The organism is Streptomyces sp. NBC_01017 (assembly GCF_045162795.1).
In the GTDB taxonomy this organism is placed as follows: domain Bacteria; phylum Actinomycetota; class Actinomycetes; order Streptomycetales; family Streptomycetaceae; genus Streptomyces; species Streptomyces machairae.
The window spans coordinates 2,129,178-2,143,831 of sequence record NZ_CP108683.1 but is presented as its reverse complement, the minus strand read 5'-3'; the positions used below and the strand labels follow the sequence as shown (position 1 = coordinate 2,143,831).

13 protein-coding genes are annotated in these 14,654 nt (G+C 71.6%); 10 read left to right on the top strand and 3 right to left on the bottom strand.

Translation table 11 applies throughout. The features are described from left to right. Positions 1–67 precede the first annotated feature (67 nt). The gene (locus OG331_RS09975; RefSeq protein ID WP_406194091.1) at positions 68–1,228 is read left to right on the top strand and encodes a transglycosylase family protein; all 1,161 of its coding nucleotides are present in this window, start codon (positions 68–70) and stop codon (positions 1,226–1,228) included. Here OG331_RS09975 and OG331_RS09970 read toward each other — a convergent pair. After that, positions 1,218–2,420, bottom strand: coding sequence for a DMT family transporter (locus OG331_RS09970; RefSeq protein ID WP_406194089.1), 1,203 nt, complete (start codon positions 2,418–2,420; stop codon positions 1,218–1,220). The genes OG331_RS09975 and OG331_RS09970 overlap by 11 nt on opposite strands. A 210-nt stretch (positions 2,421–2,630) precedes the next feature. On the opposite strand from OG331_RS09970, the gene OG331_RS09965 reads away from it, so the two are divergent. The 6 genes from OG331_RS09965 to OG331_RS09940 all read left to right on the top strand — a co-directional run bounded on the left by OG331_RS09965 (position 2,631) and on the right by OG331_RS09940 (position 10,598). After that, positions 2,631–3,386, top strand: a complete 756-nt coding sequence (locus OG331_RS09965) for a (2Fe-2S)-binding protein (RefSeq protein WP_406209882.1) — start codon at positions 2,631–2,633, stop codon at positions 3,384–3,386. Between the two features lie 41 nt (positions 3,387–3,427). After that, positions 3,428–4,579, top strand: coding sequence for a glycogen synthase (gene glgA, locus OG331_RS09960; protein ID WP_406194087.1), 1,152 nt, complete (start codon positions 3,428–3,430; stop codon positions 4,577–4,579). Positions 4,580–4,630: 51 nt separating this feature from the next. Further along, complete coding sequence (glgC, locus tag OG331_RS09955; RefSeq protein ID WP_406194085.1) at positions 4,631–5,851, top strand: glucose-1-phosphate adenylyltransferase; 1,221 nt, start codon at positions 4,631–4,633, stop codon at positions 5,849–5,851. Positions 5,852–5,950: 99 nt separating this feature from the next. Then, the gene (locus OG331_RS09950) at positions 5,951–7,396 is read left to right on the top strand and encodes a sialidase family protein (protein ID WP_406194083.1); all 1,446 of its coding nucleotides are present in this window, start codon (positions 5,951–5,953) and stop codon (positions 7,394–7,396) included. A gap of 222 nt (positions 7,397–7,618) precedes the next feature. Then, complete coding sequence (locus OG331_RS09945) at positions 7,619–8,956, top strand: wax ester/triacylglycerol synthase family O-acyltransferase (protein ID WP_406194081.1); 1,338 nt, start codon at positions 7,619–7,621, stop codon at positions 8,954–8,956. Between the two features lie 124 nt (positions 8,957–9,080). After that, on the top strand, positions 9,081–10,598 hold the full coding sequence (locus tag OG331_RS09940) for an SDR family NAD(P)-dependent oxidoreductase (protein WP_406194079.1): 1,518 nt from the start codon (positions 9,081–9,083) through the stop codon (positions 10,596–10,598). Here the strand turns inward: OG331_RS09940 and OG331_RS09935 are convergent. Next, entirely contained in the window at positions 10,577–11,365 is a 789-nt protein-coding gene (locus tag OG331_RS09935; protein ID WP_406194077.1) for an SDR family oxidoreductase, read from the bottom strand. The two genes, OG331_RS09940 and OG331_RS09935, sit on opposite strands and share 22 nt — an antisense overlap. Positions 11,366–11,390: 25 nt before the next feature. After that, a complete protein-coding gene (locus OG331_RS09930; RefSeq protein ID WP_328877768.1) occupies positions 11,391–11,840 on the bottom strand; it encodes a hypothetical protein in 450 nt (149 codons plus the stop codon). Between the two features lie 473 nt (positions 11,841–12,313). Between OG331_RS09930 and OG331_RS09925 the strand changes: the two genes are divergently transcribed. The 3 genes from OG331_RS09925 to OG331_RS09915 all read left to right on the top strand — a co-directional run bounded on the left by OG331_RS09925 (position 12,314) and on the right by OG331_RS09915 (position 14,654). After that, positions 12,314–12,487 carry a hypothetical protein gene (locus OG331_RS09925; protein WP_328420641.1) on the top strand — a complete coding sequence of 58 codons (174 nt, stop codon included), beginning with the start codon at positions 12,314–12,316 and terminating at the stop codon, positions 12,485–12,487. 345 nt (positions 12,488–12,832) lie between these two features. Continuing rightward, complete coding sequence (locus OG331_RS09920) at positions 12,833–13,450, top strand: TetR/AcrR family transcriptional regulator (protein ID WP_406194075.1); 618 nt, start codon at positions 12,833–12,835, stop codon at positions 13,448–13,450. A 4-nt stretch (positions 13,451–13,454) separates the two neighbouring features. Next, entirely contained in the window at positions 13,455–14,654 is a 1,200-nt protein-coding gene (locus OG331_RS09915; RefSeq protein WP_406194073.1) for a GDSL-type esterase/lipase family protein, read from the top strand.

Here is a 14,654-nt window from a genome sequence, read left to right as displayed (position 1 = left end):
CTTGTCATGGCTCGTTCGCAGCGCTTACTTTTGCCCCTCCTGACGCATGTCAATGGGGGGCTCCGTCATGGCCGTACGCGGCCGGCACCGCCGGTACCAGCCGAACAGGATCAACCGCGCCTCACTCACCGTCACCGCGGGCGGTGCCGGTATCGCGCTCCCGCTGATCGGGACCGGTGCCGCGCAGGCGGCCGACGTGAGCACCTGGAACAAGGTCGCCGCGTGCGAGTCGACCAGCAGGTGGGACGTCAACACCGGCAACGGCTACTACGGCGGGCTCCAGTTCGCCCAGTCGACGTGGGAGGCGTACGGCGGCCCCCGGTACGCGGCGCGTGCGGATCTGGCCACCAAGGACCAGCAGATCGCCGTCGCGGAAAAGGTGCTGGACGGGCAGGGGCCCGGCGCCTGGCCGGAGTGCTCGGTACGGGCCGGGCTGACGCGCGGCGGCGACACGCCCGACATCCACCCCGCCGGCACCGGCAGGAAGACCTCGGTGCCGGACGTCCAGCCGCAGACACCGCCGCAGTCACGGGCGGGCACCGCCGAGATGTACACCGTCGTGCACGGCGACACCCTCTCGGGGATCGCCGAGTCGGAGCAGGTCAAGGGCGGCTGGCGGGGCCTGTACGCCGCGAACCGGAAGGCCGTCGGCGCGGACCCCGACCTGATCCTGCCGGGCCAGCGGCTGGCGCTGCGCGGCAAGGCCGCCACGACGACGCCCCCGAAGACGGAGCGGCCGACGGCCACCCCGAAGCCCTCGCCCGAGAAGACCTCTTCGGAGAAGACCACCCCGAAACGGGAAGAGCAGGCGACGACGACCAGTCGCTCCATGGTCTCCCCGGTGAGCGCCCCGTCGGGCACCCCGTACCGCAAGGCGGGTTCGGCCTGGTCGAAGGGCTATCACACCGGCCTCGACTTCCCCGTGCCGACCGGGACGTCGGTGAAGTCCGTCGGCGCCGGGCAGGTCGTGAGCGCCGGGTGGGAAGGCTCCTTCGGCTACCAGGTCGTCATCCGGCACACCGACGGCCGCTACACCCAGTACGCCCACCTCTCGGCCATCTCCGTCAAGGACGGACAGTCGGTGGGCGCCGGGCAGCGCATCGGCCGCTCCGGGTCCACGGGCAACAGCACAGGCCCGCATCTGCACTTCGAGGTGCGGACGGGGCCCGGCTTCGGCGCGGACATCGACCCGGTGGCCTATCTCCGGGCCGGAGGCGTCAGGATTTGACGCGGATGCGGTGCCGGTCGAGGACCGGCGTCGGGACGTACGGGCCCCCGTAGAACGGACCGTAGAGGTACTGGGGCCCGCTCTCGGCCTGCGGCGGCTCGTCCTCGTACGCGCCCTCCGCGACCTGGGCCGGTACGAGGATGTCCTCGATCCCGTCCGGTACGCGGATCTCGGATCCGTCCGCTTCGAGGAGCTCCCTCTCCGGTACGAGGACACCCTCGTGGGGCAGCGCCGCGGCCTGCTCCGGAACGCCGGCGAGCAGCGCCCCGGCGGGCACCGGAGCCGCGTCCGGCTCGGGCAGGGCGGCGGAGCGGGCCGGCGAGACCTGCGCCTCGGGCAGCGCCGCCGAGTCAGCGGTCTCCGTACGCGCGATCCGCTCGGTGGTCAGCAGGATCAGGCCACCCGCCGCGACCACGCCGCAGCCCAGGGCGAGCACGGTGCCCGTGGTGCCGTACCGGAAGGTCTCGCCGAACATCGTGATGCCGACCGCGGCCGCCACCACCGGGTTCACGACCGTCAGCGTGGCCAGCGGCGCCGCGAGGCCCGCGCCACGGTAGGCGGCCTGGGACAACAGCAGACCGGCCGTGGCGAAGACGCCTATCGTCGCCAGGGCGGGCACGTCGGCCGCCGACACCCCGCCGTTCCAGTCGACCGCGACGATCTTCGTGAACACCGAGGACATGCCGAACGCTATGCCGGACGCGACCGCGAGCAGCATGCTGCGCACCGCCGGATGCCGGTGGGCCGCCCGCCCCGCGATCATCAGCGTCACGACGACGGTGCCGGTCACGAGAGCGACGGCCACCCGCTCGGCCGTGGCCAGCGACTGCGACTCCGAGGCGCCGACCAGGGACAGCAGCCCGGCGAGACCCACGGTCGCCATGATGGCGCCCCGCCAGGCCGTCGACCCGGCCTTGCGGCCCACGAACAGCGCCGCCATCGGCAGCGCGAACACGATCGTCAGGGCACCCAGCGGCTGCACCAGACTCAGCGGACCGAAAGCAAGCGCCACCACGTGCAGCAGACCACCGAGGCCGTTCAGCGCGACCGCCGCCCACCAGCCCGGCCGACGCATCGGCGCGAACTGCTGTCCCGGAGAGGACACCGCGACACGCTCCTGTACGATCGCCCCGCCCGCGTACGCGACGGCAGAGACGAGCGACAGAAGCACGGACAACGCGAGGGCGCTCATGAGCTGGTCCTCTGCGTGAGGCGGGGCCGCTGACCCCGGCGCGGCGAACGGTCGGCTTTCATAATCAACACGATGCCTCGAAAACCTCTTCCCGTCGTCGTACCAGAGCACGCACTGTGTCGTACTACCGATGGAGTACGACGCCTGCGGAGTCATCCCCAAGACGGGTGACCCCGGGTGGAGACCCCCAGGTGATAACCCCGACGGGCCCTGGTACTACTGCCCTTCGTGGATCTCGACCCCCATCTCGCGGCGCTCCGGCCGCTCGGCGCCTTCTTCGTACTACGCACCCGCGGGGAAACGGCCCGGCCGCTCCCGACCCTGGCGGAGACCTACCGGGAAACCTCATCGAGGACTGAGGGGGACCCCCTGGATTTCCGCGTTCGGAAGGTCGCGAACGCCCTGCACGCCCCCGAGTTGCGCATCGCCGCCTCCGTGGCCCAGCAGGGGCTCGCGGCCCGGCTCTGGTCGGTGGCCCTCGGCTGCGCCGCCCTGTACGGCCGCATCCCCGACCTCGACCCGGGCCTGCTGCACTGGGACCCCGACGGCAGCGCCCCGGACGACCTGTGGCTCACCGAGGTGCGCCCGCTCCCCGCGGACCCGGCGACCGTCGCGGACGTCGTCCTGCACCGCCACCTCCAGCCGCTCACCGACGCCGTGCACGCCCGCTACCGCGTGGCCGCCGGGCTGCTGTGGGGCAACGCGGGATCCGCCCTCGCGGGCGCCGCCCGGCAACTGGACCAGTGGGCGCACGCAGGCGGCCGTACGGACACCGCAGCCCGGGCCCGCGCCCTGACCGCGGAACTTTTCGGCCACCCCCTCCTGGCCGACACCGGCACCCTCACCGGGACCGCGTTCCGGCGCCGCAGCTGCTGCCTCTACTACCGGGTGCCGGGCGGCGGAGTGTGCGGTGACTGTTGCTTCACACGAGCCCCGCGCTCTTCCCCACGCGCCCCATCTGGGTGACCATGAAAGGGCAACAAGCCGCTGAGAACAGGGGGTTCCGGGTGCGTGTGGGACTGCTGACCCGGGAGTACCCGCCGGACGTGTACGGCGGCGCGGGTGTCCATGTCGAGTTCCTCGCCCGGGAGTTGCGGGACCTCGTCGACCTGGAAGTGCACTGCTGGGGCGAGGGCCGCGCGGTGGGCGTGCTGCGCCACCGCCCCTGGTCGGCGCTCGACACCTCGAACGACGCGCTGCGCACCTTCTCCGTGGACCTCGCCATGGCCGCCGGCCTCGAAGGCCGCGACCTCGTCCACTCCCACACCTGGTACGCCAACCTCGGCGGCCACCTCGCCAAGCTCCTGTACGGCATCCCGCACGTGATGACCGCCCACTCGCTGGAGCCGCTGCGCCCCTGGAAGGCCGAACAGCTCGGCGGCGGATACGCCCTGTCGAGTTGGGCCGAGCGCACCGCGATCGAGGCCGCCGACGCAGTGATCGCCGTCTCCGGAGCCATGCGCGAGGACATCCTCAGCTGCTACCCGGCGCTCGACCCGGCGCGGGTCCACATCGTGCACAACGGCATCGACACCGGCCTGTACCGGCCCGACCACGGCACCGACGTCCTCAACCGGTTCGGCCTCGACCCCGACCGTCCCTACGTACTGTTCGTCGGCCGCATCACCCGCCAGAAGGGCGTGCCCCATCTGCTGCGCGCCGTACGGGACATCGACCCGGCCGCGCAGGTCGTGCTGTGCGCCGGGGCACCGGACACCCCCGAGATCGACCGGGAGTTCCGCGATCTCTACCAGGAGCTGAGCCGGGTCCGCGAGGGCGTGCACTGGATCCCGCAGATGCTGCCCCGCCCGGAAGTGATCCAACTCCTCACACACGCCGCCGTGTTCGTCTGCCCCTCGGTGTACGAACCCCTCGGCATCGTCAACCTGGAGGCGATGGCCTGCGGGACTCCCGTGGTGGCCTCGCAGGTCGGCGGCATCCCCGAAGTCGTCGACGACGGCAAGACGGGCCTGCTCGTCCCGCTCGACGACGACTTCGAGGCGGGCCTCGCGCGGGCGCTGGACTCGCTCATCGGCGACCCGGAGACCGCCGGGCGGATGGGCGAGGCCGGACGGCAGCGCGCGGTGGGGGAGTTCGGCTGGGACGCGGTGGCACGCCGGACGGCCCGGCTCTACGGGGAGATCCTCAAACAGGCTTAGCGCGCGGTGCTCAGGGGCAGGCTGGGACCAACCAGGGTGAGGGGAGCGGCCATGCGTCGTGGCGGACCTTCGGTGCTCGGAATCGTGCTGGCGGGCGGAGAGGGCAAGCGCCTGATGCCCCTGACCGCGGACCGCGCGAAACCAGCGGTCACCTTCGGTGGCACGTACCGTCTCGTCGACTTCGTCCTCTCCAACCTCGTGAACGCCGACATCCTGCGCATCTGCGTCCTCACCCAGTACAAGTCGCACTCCCTGGACCGCCACGTCACCACCACCTGGCGGATGTCCAGCCTGCTCGGCAACTACGTCACCCCGGTCCCGGCCCAGCAGCGGCTCGGCCCGCGCTGGTACCTCGGCAGCGCGGACGCGATCCTGCAGTCCCTGAACCTGGTCTACGACGAACGCCCCGAGTACGTCGCGGTGTTCGGCGCCGACCACGTGTACCGCATGGACCCGCGCCAGATGCTCGCCCAGCACATCGAGTCCGGCGCCGGCGTGACGGTGGCCGGCATACGCGTGCCGCGGGGCGAGTCGTCGTCCTTCGGCGTGATCAGCCCCGGCTCGGACGGCCTGAGCGTGGAGCGCTTCCTGGAGAAGCCCGCCGACCCGCCCGGCCTCCCGGACGACCCGGAGTGCGTATTCGCCTCGATGGGCAACTACATCTTCACCACCAAGGCCCTCATCGAGGCGCTCCAGCGGGACGCCGAGGACGGGAACTCCGTGCACGACATGGGCGGTTCGATCCTGCCCCAGCTCACCGACCGGGGCGAGGCCCAGCTCTACGACTTCAGCGCCAACCATGTCCCCGGCGAGACCAACCGGGACCGGGGCTACTGGCGGGACGTCGGCACCCTGGACGCCTACTACGACGCCCACATGGACCTCATCGCCGAGCGCCCCGCGTTCAACCTCTACAACCGCAGCTGGCCGATCTACACCCACTCCAACCAGCTCTCCCCGGCCCGCTTCAACGCGGGCGGCATGGCCAGCGAGTCCATCATCAGCGCCGGCTGCCTGATCCGCGGCCAGGTCACGCGGTCCGTGCTGTCGCCGGGCGTGGTGGTCGACCCGGGGGCGGTGGTGCAGGGGGCGGTGCTGCACGACAACGTGCGCATCGGCCGGGGCGCGGTGGTGCGGGGGGCCGTACTCGACAAGAACGTCGAGGTGCCGCCGGGCGCGACGATCGGCGTCAATCCGGAGCGGGACTCCGACCTGTACACCGTCTCCAAGGGTGGTGTGATCGCGCTGGGGAAGGGGCAGCAGGTCCCCTAGCTACTGCGCGGGACGCAGCAGCGGCGTCGCCCGGCGTACGACGACACCACGGGACAGGCTCCCGAGGATGGTGACAACCGTCCGGAAGGAGCCGACGCCATGCACCGCATCCTGCCCGTTCTCACCGCTGCCCTGGTCGCCTTACCCGTCCTGTCCGTCACCCCGGCGCACGCGGCGACCGGAGCCCAACGCCTCTCCGCCGACAGCCCGTTCGCCGACTGCGCGCCCGGCGCGCTGGACCCCGGCACGGCCGACGGCGCCATTGAGCCACAGCTTGCCGTCGACCCGCACGACCCCCGCCGCCTCGCCGCCGCGTGGCCGCAGGACCGGCAACGGGGTGTGGTCCTCGCCGTCAGCGACGACCGCGGCCGCTCCTGGACCCGGACCGTCGTACCCGGCCTGACCCGGTGTTCGGGCGGCACGTACGACTACGTGGACGGCCCTGCCGTGACCTTCACCGGGGACGGGGCGCTGCTGGTGACCGGCGGTCTCTTCATGGCCGACGGCTCGGCGAGCGCGGCCCTGTCCGTGCGCTCGGACGACGACGGCCGGACCTGGACCCGTCCCGCGGTCGTCGTCGAGGAGACGGACCCGGACCAGGGCGGACACGGGGGCGGTACCGCCGTGACCGACCCGCGCGACCCGGAGGTGCTGTACGTCGTCACCCCGCGCTTCCCCGCCCAGAGCCGCACCCGCAACGACGCCTGGATCAGCCGCAGCACCGACGGCGGACGCAGCTGGGCGGCACCCGTGCTGGTGGCGGACGCGGGGGAGGGCCATCTGATCTCGGGGCACCGGCTGAGCGTGCTCGACGACGGCACACTGGTCGACGTATACAGCAGGGTCAGGTTCGGCGAGGGCCCGATCACCAGCCGGCTCACCCTGCGGGCCGTACGCTCCACCGACGGCGGCCGTACCTGGTCCGCGCCGGTGAAGGTGGCCGACCAGCGCACCAAGTGGCTGTTCCAGGACCCCGAGTCCGGTGCGCAGGTCTCCCACACCACCAGCCTGCTTTCGGACACCGCCGTCGACCGGCGCACCGGCCGGATCTACGTAGCGTGGCAGGACTCGCGGTTCAGCGGCGGCGGCGCCGACGCGGTGGCCCTGGCGGCGTCGGACGACGGCGGCCGTACCTGGTCCGAGCCGGTGAAGGTGAACCGCACGCCCACATCCGTCCCCGTGCCGAACCAGCAGGCCTTCACGGTGACGCTGGCCGTCGGCCGTGACGGCACGGTCGCCGTCGCCCATTCCGACTTCCGACACAACGACGAGGGCACACCCCTGCTCACCGACCGCTGGCTGGCCCGCTGCCGCCCGAAGCCGGTCGACTGCGGATCCGGCGCGGCGACTTGGCGGGAGACCCGGCTGACCCCGACGTCGTACGACATGCGCAAGGCCCCGCGCATCCCCGACGAAGCCAGTCCCCGTGGCTACTTCCTCGGTGAGCAGATGGGGCTGGCCGCGACCGGGCGCGGCTTCACCGCCGTCTGGGCGAAGCCGGACGCGCCCGGCCGGGCGGCGGTGTACGCGTCCGTTGTGCGGTGACCTAGGGGCGAAGGGCTCCATGACGCCTCCCGGGTGACAACCACAGGATGCCCGGTGCCGCTACCTGTGCTGAAGTGACCTCATATGCACCATGAGTCCCGCCCCTTTCACAGGGGCGGGACTTAATCTGCCGTTAACTGAGCGTAGCTTGATCGTACTTGACTGTAATCGCCAGAGGGCGATTGACTGCTGGTCCACCCTTCGTCGACGCGAGGCAAGCCATTGACGTCTGACCTGCTCGCACCTCTCGACCTGGCGTTCTGGAACATCGAGTCCGCCGAACACCCCATGCACCTGGGCGCTCTCGGTGTCTTCACGGCGCACTCGCCCACCGCCGGCGCCCACGCGGCCGACCTGCTCGCCGCCCGCGCCGCCGCCGTGCCCGGACTGCGGATGCGGATCCGCGACGCATGGCAGCCGCAGGGCCTGCTGCGGCCGTTCTCCTTCGGAGGCGCCACCCGCGAGCCCGCGCCCGACTTCGACCCGCTCGACCACGTCCGGCTGCACGCCCCGACCGCCGACTTCCAGGAGGTCGCGGGCCGGCTGATGGAGCGCCCGCTGGAGCGCGACCGGCCTCCGTGGGAGGCGCATGTGCTGCCGGGCGAGGACGGCGTGTCGTTCGCGGTGCTGTTCAAGTTCCACCACGCCCTCGCCGACGGACTGCGGGCGCTGACCCTCGCCGCCGCCATTCTGGACCCCATGGACATGCCCGCACGCAAGCCTCGTCCCGAGGCGCCCCGCAGCGGCCGCCTTCCCGATGTGCGCAGGCTGCCGGGGCTGGTGCGCGGCGCCCTGTCCGACGTGGGGCGCGCCCTCGACATCGGTACCTCGGTCGCCGTGTCGACGCTGGCGATGCGCTCGTCGGACGCCCTGACCGCCGAGCCGAGCGGCACCCGCCGCACCGCCGGGGTCGTCGTCGACATCGACGACGTGCACGTGGTCCGCAAGGCCGTCGGAGGCACCGTCAACGACGTCCTGATCGCGGTCGTCGCGGGCGCCCTGCGCCGCTGGCTCGACGAGCGCGGCGACGGCAGCGAGGGCGTCGCGCCCCGCGCCCTGATCCCCGTCTCCAAACGCCGCCCGCGCACCGCGCACCCCCAGGGCAACCGGCTCTCCGGCTACTTGATACGGCTCCCCGTCGACGACCCCGACCCGCTGCGCCGCCTCGAAACGGTCCGTGCCGCCATGGACCGCAACAAGGACCTCGGCCCCAACCGGGGCGCGGGCGCCGTCGCCCTGCTCGCCGACCACGTACCGGCGCTCGGCCACCGGATCGGCGGACCGCTGGCCGGCCAGGCCGCCCGGCTCTGGTTCGACATCCTCGTCACCAGCGTGCCGCTGCCGGGCATCCCCCTGAGGCTCGGCGGCCACCCCGTCACCGAGGTCTACCCCTTCGCCCCGCTGGCCCGCGGCCAGTCCCTGGCGATCGCGATCTCGACGTACCGCGGACGGGTCCACTACGGCCTCGTCGCCGACGCCAAGGCCGTGCCGGACCTCGACGTGCTCGCCAAGGCCGTGTCCGAGGAGGTGCAGTCGCTGATCACCGCCTGCGGCCCCTGAGCCCCGCCTCCGCGGGCCCGCTTCGCCGGATTTTGGAGGACTGGCCCGGCGCTCCGTAGAATTCCCCGTTCGAAAGCGGGCGCGGTCGGCGCGCCGCTCCGGTGATCAGGGAAACGGCAGCGCGATGACGGTGACAGAGGAAGGCCCGGCGACCACGGACGAGGTCGTGTACGAGCCCGGTGACCAGGTCGTGCACGGCCCCGGCATCGACCCGGAGCGGCTCGCCGTGTGCCTGAGCGTGCTGGACGAGCTCGACAAGCTGGAGGTCGACCACCCCGACGCGATCGCCGTGCGCCGGGCCACCGCCGGCGTCTACCGCACCGTCAAGCAGCGCCGCCGCCAGGAGCGCCGGGCCGCCAAGACCGCCCACGACAAGGCGGTCACGGAGGCCACAGCGACCGGCTCCGCCCAGCGCATCGACGACGAGACCGAGGGCATCCTGCCGTCGTCGGCGACCGAGGAGGGCAGGATCGCCGGGATACTCCAGCGCCCGCGCTCCTGCTACACCTGCAAGACCCGGTACGTGGAAGTCGACTACTTCTACCACCAGCTCTGTCCCGACTGCGCCGCCCTGAACCGGGCCAAGCGCGACGTCCGCGCCGACCTCACCGGCAAGCGAGCCCTGCTCACCGGCGGCCGCGCCAAGATCGGCATGTACATCGCGCTGCGGCTGCTGCGGGACGGCGCGCACACGACGATCACCACGCGCTTCCCGAAGGACGCCATCCGCCGTTTCAAGGCCATGGACGACTCCGCGGACTGGATGCACCGCCTGGAGGTCGTCGGCATCGACCTGCGCGACCCCGCCCAGGCCGTCGCCCTCGCCGACCAGGTCGCCGAGGCGGGCGCCCTCGACATCCTCGTCAACAACGCGACGCAGACCGTACGCCGACTGCCCTCCGCCTACGCCGCCCTGGTCGACGGTGAGAGCGCCCCGCTGCCCGCCGGTGAACTGCCCGCCCACCACGTCATCGGGGCCTTCGGCTCCGGTGCGGTCGACGGACTGGCCTCCCTGCCCGCCGGAATCTCCGGCATCGACGCGCAGCAGGTCGCCGACCTCGCCCTGGTCGCGGGCAACGCCAGCGTCGCCCGGCATCTCGACGGCACCGCCATCGACGCCGGCGGCCTGGTTCCCGACGTCGTGGACAGCAACACCTGGGTGCAGACCATCGAGCAGATCTCCCCGGTGGAGCTCCTCGAAACCCAGCTGTGCAACTACACGGCGCCGTTCATCCTGATCAGCAAGCTGCGGCCGGCCATGGCGGACGCGGCGCGGAAGGCGACGAGCGGACGCGCGTACATCGTGAACGTCTCCGCGATGGAAGGCGTCTTCGGGCGCGGCTACAAGGGCGCGGGGCACCCGAACACGAACGCCGCCAAGGCAGCCATGAACATGGTCACGCGGACCAGTGCGCAGGAGATGTTCCAGAGCGACGGCATCCTCATGACCTCGGTCGACACGGGCTGGATCACCGACGAGCGCCCGCACTTCGACAAGCTGCGCCTCGCCGAGGAGGGCTTCCACGCGCCGCTGGACCTGGTCGACGGCGCGGCTCGGGTCTACGACCCGGTCGTGCGGGGTGAGGCGGGCGAGGACGTGTACGGGGTCTTCCTGAAGGACTACGTGCCCGGCAAGTGGTGAGCGGCTACCGGGGTCGGCCGGTGTGCTGCTCGTACCCGCGTGCCGCCGTCCACCAGTAGGTCGGCTCCCGTTATCCACTGTGCCGCGTCCGACGCCAGCCACAGCACCGCCTGTGCGACGTCGTCAGGCTCCCCGATGCGGCCCAGTGGCAGCCCGCTCGCGACCTCCTGCTCGCCCGGCTCCCACACGAACCGCGCCATCTCGGTCCGTACGAGGCCCGGGGAGACGGAGTTCACCCGTACTCCTGGGCCCAGCTCGCCCGCGAGCTGCTGGGTGAGGTGCAGGAGCGCCGCCTTGCTGGTGCCGTAGGCCCCGACGCCGGGGCCCACGTGCCCGGCGCCCTCCGTGCAGATGTTGATCACCGACCCGCCGTGCTCCCGCATCCAGGCCCGCCACGCGCACTGCACCAACCGCAGCGCGGCCTCGACGTTCACGGTGAAGGCCTCGCACCAGGCGTCCGGGTCGGCATCCATGAGCGGCCCGAACGGCTCGTTGGTCGCCGCGTTGTTGACGAGGATGTCCAGCCGGCCGAACGCGCTCAGGGTGGCCCGCGTGACCTCCCGCAGGTGCGCGGGGTCCGCCACGCTCCCGGCCAGCCCGATGCCGCCCAGCTCGGCAGCCGTCCTGCGCACCTCGTCCGCGTCCCGCGCGGTCACGCAGACCCGCGCCCCGGCCGCCGCCAGTTGCCGGGCGACGGCGAGTCCGATGCCACGCGTGCCGCCGGTGACCATGGCGGCCCTGCCCTCGAGACCGTGCGACGACGTCATCGCCGTACGGTCTCATGACGGGTCGTCAGTCAACAGCCCCGAGCGGCGAGTGCCGCGCCGCCACCAGTTCCAGCACCGTGCGCCAGTCCTCCAGGACCCCCGCGTCGAACTCGGCGCTGCGGCCCTCCTCGTCGGCCTGGCGCAGGCGCACCAGGTCGTCGTCGGCGGAGTTGAAGGCCCGGCACTGGTCGCGTACGAGGCGGGAGACCCGTTCGCCGAGGAGGGGCCGCACCGCGTCGGCGGCACAGTCGGAGTGGCGGGTCACGTCGGCCGGGCCCAGCAGCGGGCCGATGGCATGAACGAGCCCCGCGACCTGGAGTTCCTTGTCGGCGGGGCGTGCGCGGCGCAGCAGTGCGGCTGTCTGCAGCGCGTGTTGGTGGAGATCGACTCGGATGCTCCCGAGGCCCGGGGTGTCCCGGGTGCCCCGGCAGGCGTACAGCAGATCCATCAGCTCTTCGACACTGCGCAGCTCCATGCGTCAGTCCTCCCGCCGGACAAGCCGTTGCCGTACGTCAGCAGATCATGGCCGCCTTGCGATTCGGCCAACGGGACTTGAACTGCGTGGCGTGCCGGGAGTGGAGCCGGGCAGCGGGCGGGTGTTGAGCCGAACGAGTGACTTGTAAATTTCATATTTCGTGACAAGTGGGGATGAAGTCGGCAGGCGAAAACCGGTCGACTCCGGATAGTTACAGCTTGTTTGCAGCCCCATCGAGCGGGTACCCGCTCATTTGGTTAGTCTGTAGCGGACGGACAGCACTACAGGGTCCCAACCCACACCCATGGTCCGTCCCGGGACAAGCCGGTGCACAACGGCCTGCTCTCAGCACCAGTTACCGGCGCCACCGCGTCCGAGCCGACTTTGAGTATGACCCGAGCGGGCGTCAGGTATCCGGACCGCAGACTGGGCCGGCCCGCCCCGAGGGTGATCCGACACATAAGGAGTGCGCGGTGACACCTGAGAAGACGAATCGCGAACAGCGCCCCAAGGAACGCACGGAGCGCGCGGGCCGCCGGTCGAACGAGATCGGCAGTCTCGATGTGTGGGCCAGGTCCGCCCCCATCCGCCTGGCGGGCTACGAGGACGACCTCGCCGAGCCCCACATCCTGCCCAGCGTCGACTGACGTCCGACGCCGACTGAAGGGGCAGAACCCTTCGCGATCGCCGACCGCATGGGCGTGCGAGACCCACGCCCATGCCGAGCAGAGAAGCCGCGGCCGATGACCGGCCGCGGATTTTGTCTTTCTGGCACCGGATCGTGGTCGCCGGTGAGACGTACACAGGCCGACGGCCATCGGGGCATGGTCTTCAACGCCGTTGTCGAGGCCAACCCGGCCGTGCGTCTGTGGACCTCGCTCGGCTTCACGATTCTCGGCACGGCGCTTTGGCGAGCGAACCGAGCTCCCTCTCTATTTGCCTAAATGTTTTAGGCAAGTGCATACTCGTTTATGGCAAGCGAGGGGGTTGTTATGGCACGCGTAGGGCTGACCACGGAACGTCTGGTCCGGGCCGGTGTGGAGCTCGCCGACGAGGTCGGCTTCGAGCAGGTGACCGTGTCCGAGCTGGCCCGGCGGTTCGACGTCAAGGTCGCGAGCCTGTACTCGCACGTGAGGAACTCGAGCGACCTCAAGACACGGATCGCCCTGTTCGCGCTGGAGGAGCTGGCCGACCGGGCCGCCGACGCCATCGCGGGGCGGGCCGGCAAGGACGCCCTGGTCGCCTTCGCGAACGTCTACCGCGACTACGAGCGCGAGCACCCCGGCCGCTCCGCCGCCGCGCGGATGCGGCTCGACCCCGAGACGGCCGCCGCCAGTGCGGGCGTCCGGCACGCGCAGATGACACGGGCGATCCTGCGCGGCTACGACCTGACGGAGCCGGACGCGACACACGCCGTACGGCTGCTGGGCAGCGTCTTCCACGGCTACTCCAGCCTGGAGTCGGCAGGCGGCTTCAGTCACAGCGCCCCCGGCTCCGAGGAGACCTGGACCCGGATCCTCGACGCCCTCGACGCCCTGCTGCGCAACTGGCCGACCGCGCCCACCCCTGATCGAAAGGCCGAGGACACCGGCCCGGAACAAGGACGCTGAGGACATGGACACCCCGCACGACTGGATCACCACGCCCGTCACCGCCGAACTTCTGCGTGGCGCCCTCGACGTCGAACACACCGAGCACGGCGTGCTGCCGCACCGGCTGCCCGCGTGGGCGCGCACCCAGAACACCGACGAGCAGCTGGCCATGGCCGAGTCACAGCCCTCCGGCGTACGGCTCGCATTCCGCACCCGTGCCACCGCCGTCGAACTGGACGCACTGCGCACCAAGCGCTGCTACGTGGGTGCCCCGCCCCGCCCGGACGGCGTGTACGACCTGATCGTCGACGGCCGCCGCGCCGGACAGGGCAGCGTGACCGGCGGCAACGTCGTGACCGTCGACATGATGGCCGGGACCGCCGAGGACCGGCGCGGTCCGGCCGGTACCGTCGGCTTCACCGGTCTGCCCGACGGCGACAAGGACGTCGAGATCTGGCTGCCGCACAACGAGACCACCGAACTGATCGCCCTGCGCACGGACGTCCCCGTCGAGCCCGCGCGCGATCCGGGCCGCAAGGTCTGGCTGCACCACGGCAGTTCGATCAGTCACGGCTCCGACGCCGCGAGCCCCACCGGCATCTGGCCCGCGCTCGCAGCCACCCTCGGAGGCGTGGAGCTGATCAACCTGGGGCTGGCCGGCAGCGCTCTGCTCGACCCGTTCACCGCCCGCACCATGCGGGACACCACGGCCGACGTCATCAGCGTCAAGATCGGTATCAACCTGGTCAACATGGACCTGATGCGGCTGCGTGCCTTCGGCCCGGCGGTCCACGGCTTCCTCGACACCATCCGTGAAGGGCACCCGACGACACCGCTGCTGGTCGTTTCGCCGATCCTGTGCCCGATCCACGAGGACACACCGGGCCCCTGCGCCCCCGACTTCAGCGGCCTCAGCCGAGGCCGACTGAAGTTCGTCGCCATGGGAGACCCGGCGGAACGCGCGAGCGGCAAGCTGACGCTGGCCGTGATCCGGGACGAGCTGTCCCGCATCGTGAAGCAGCGGGCGGCCGACGATCCGAACCTGCACTACCTCGACGGCCGCGACCTCTACGGCGAGGCCGACTCCGCCGAGCTGCCCCTGCCCGACGACCTCCACCCCGACGCCACCACCCACCGCCGCATCGGCGAACGCTTCGCGCAGCGGGCATTCACCGGCGACGGGCCCTTCGCGGCGGCGGCCTCACCGAGTGGCGCCGAATAG

What these genes read in the sequence shown, in the direction of transcription:
- OG331_RS09975 (WP_406194091.1), top strand. Translation starts at nt 68, where the DNA reads ATGGCCGTACGCGGCCGGCACCGCCGGTACCAGCCGAACAGGATCAAC.
- OG331_RS09970 (WP_406194089.1), bottom strand. Translation starts at nt 2,420, where the DNA reads ATGAGCGCCCTCGCGTTGTCCGTGCTTCTGTCGCTCGTCTCTGCCGTC.
- glgC (WP_406194085.1), top strand. Translation starts at nt 4,631, where the DNA reads ATGCGTCGTGGCGGACCTTCGGTGCTCGGAATCGTGCTGGCGGGCGGA.
- OG331_RS09950 (WP_406194083.1), top strand. Translation starts at nt 5,951, where the DNA reads ATGCACCGCATCCTGCCCGTTCTCACCGCTGCCCTGGTCGCCTTACCC.
- OG331_RS09940 (WP_406194079.1), top strand. Translation starts at nt 9,081, where the DNA reads ATGACGGTGACAGAGGAAGGCCCGGCGACCACGGACGAGGTCGTGTAC.
- OG331_RS09935 (WP_406194077.1), bottom strand. Translation starts at nt 11,365, where the DNA reads ATGACGTCGTCGCACGGTCTCGAGGGCAGGGCCGCCATGGTCACCGGC.
- OG331_RS09930 (WP_328877768.1), bottom strand. Translation starts at nt 11,840, where the DNA reads ATGGAGCTGCGCAGTGTCGAAGAGCTGATGGATCTGCTGTACGCCTGC.
- OG331_RS09920 (WP_406194075.1), top strand. Translation starts at nt 12,833, where the DNA reads ATGGCACGCGTAGGGCTGACCACGGAACGTCTGGTCCGGGCCGGTGTG.
- OG331_RS09915 (WP_406194073.1), top strand. Translation starts at nt 13,455, where the DNA reads ATGGACACCCCGCACGACTGGATCACCACGCCCGTCACCGCCGAACTT.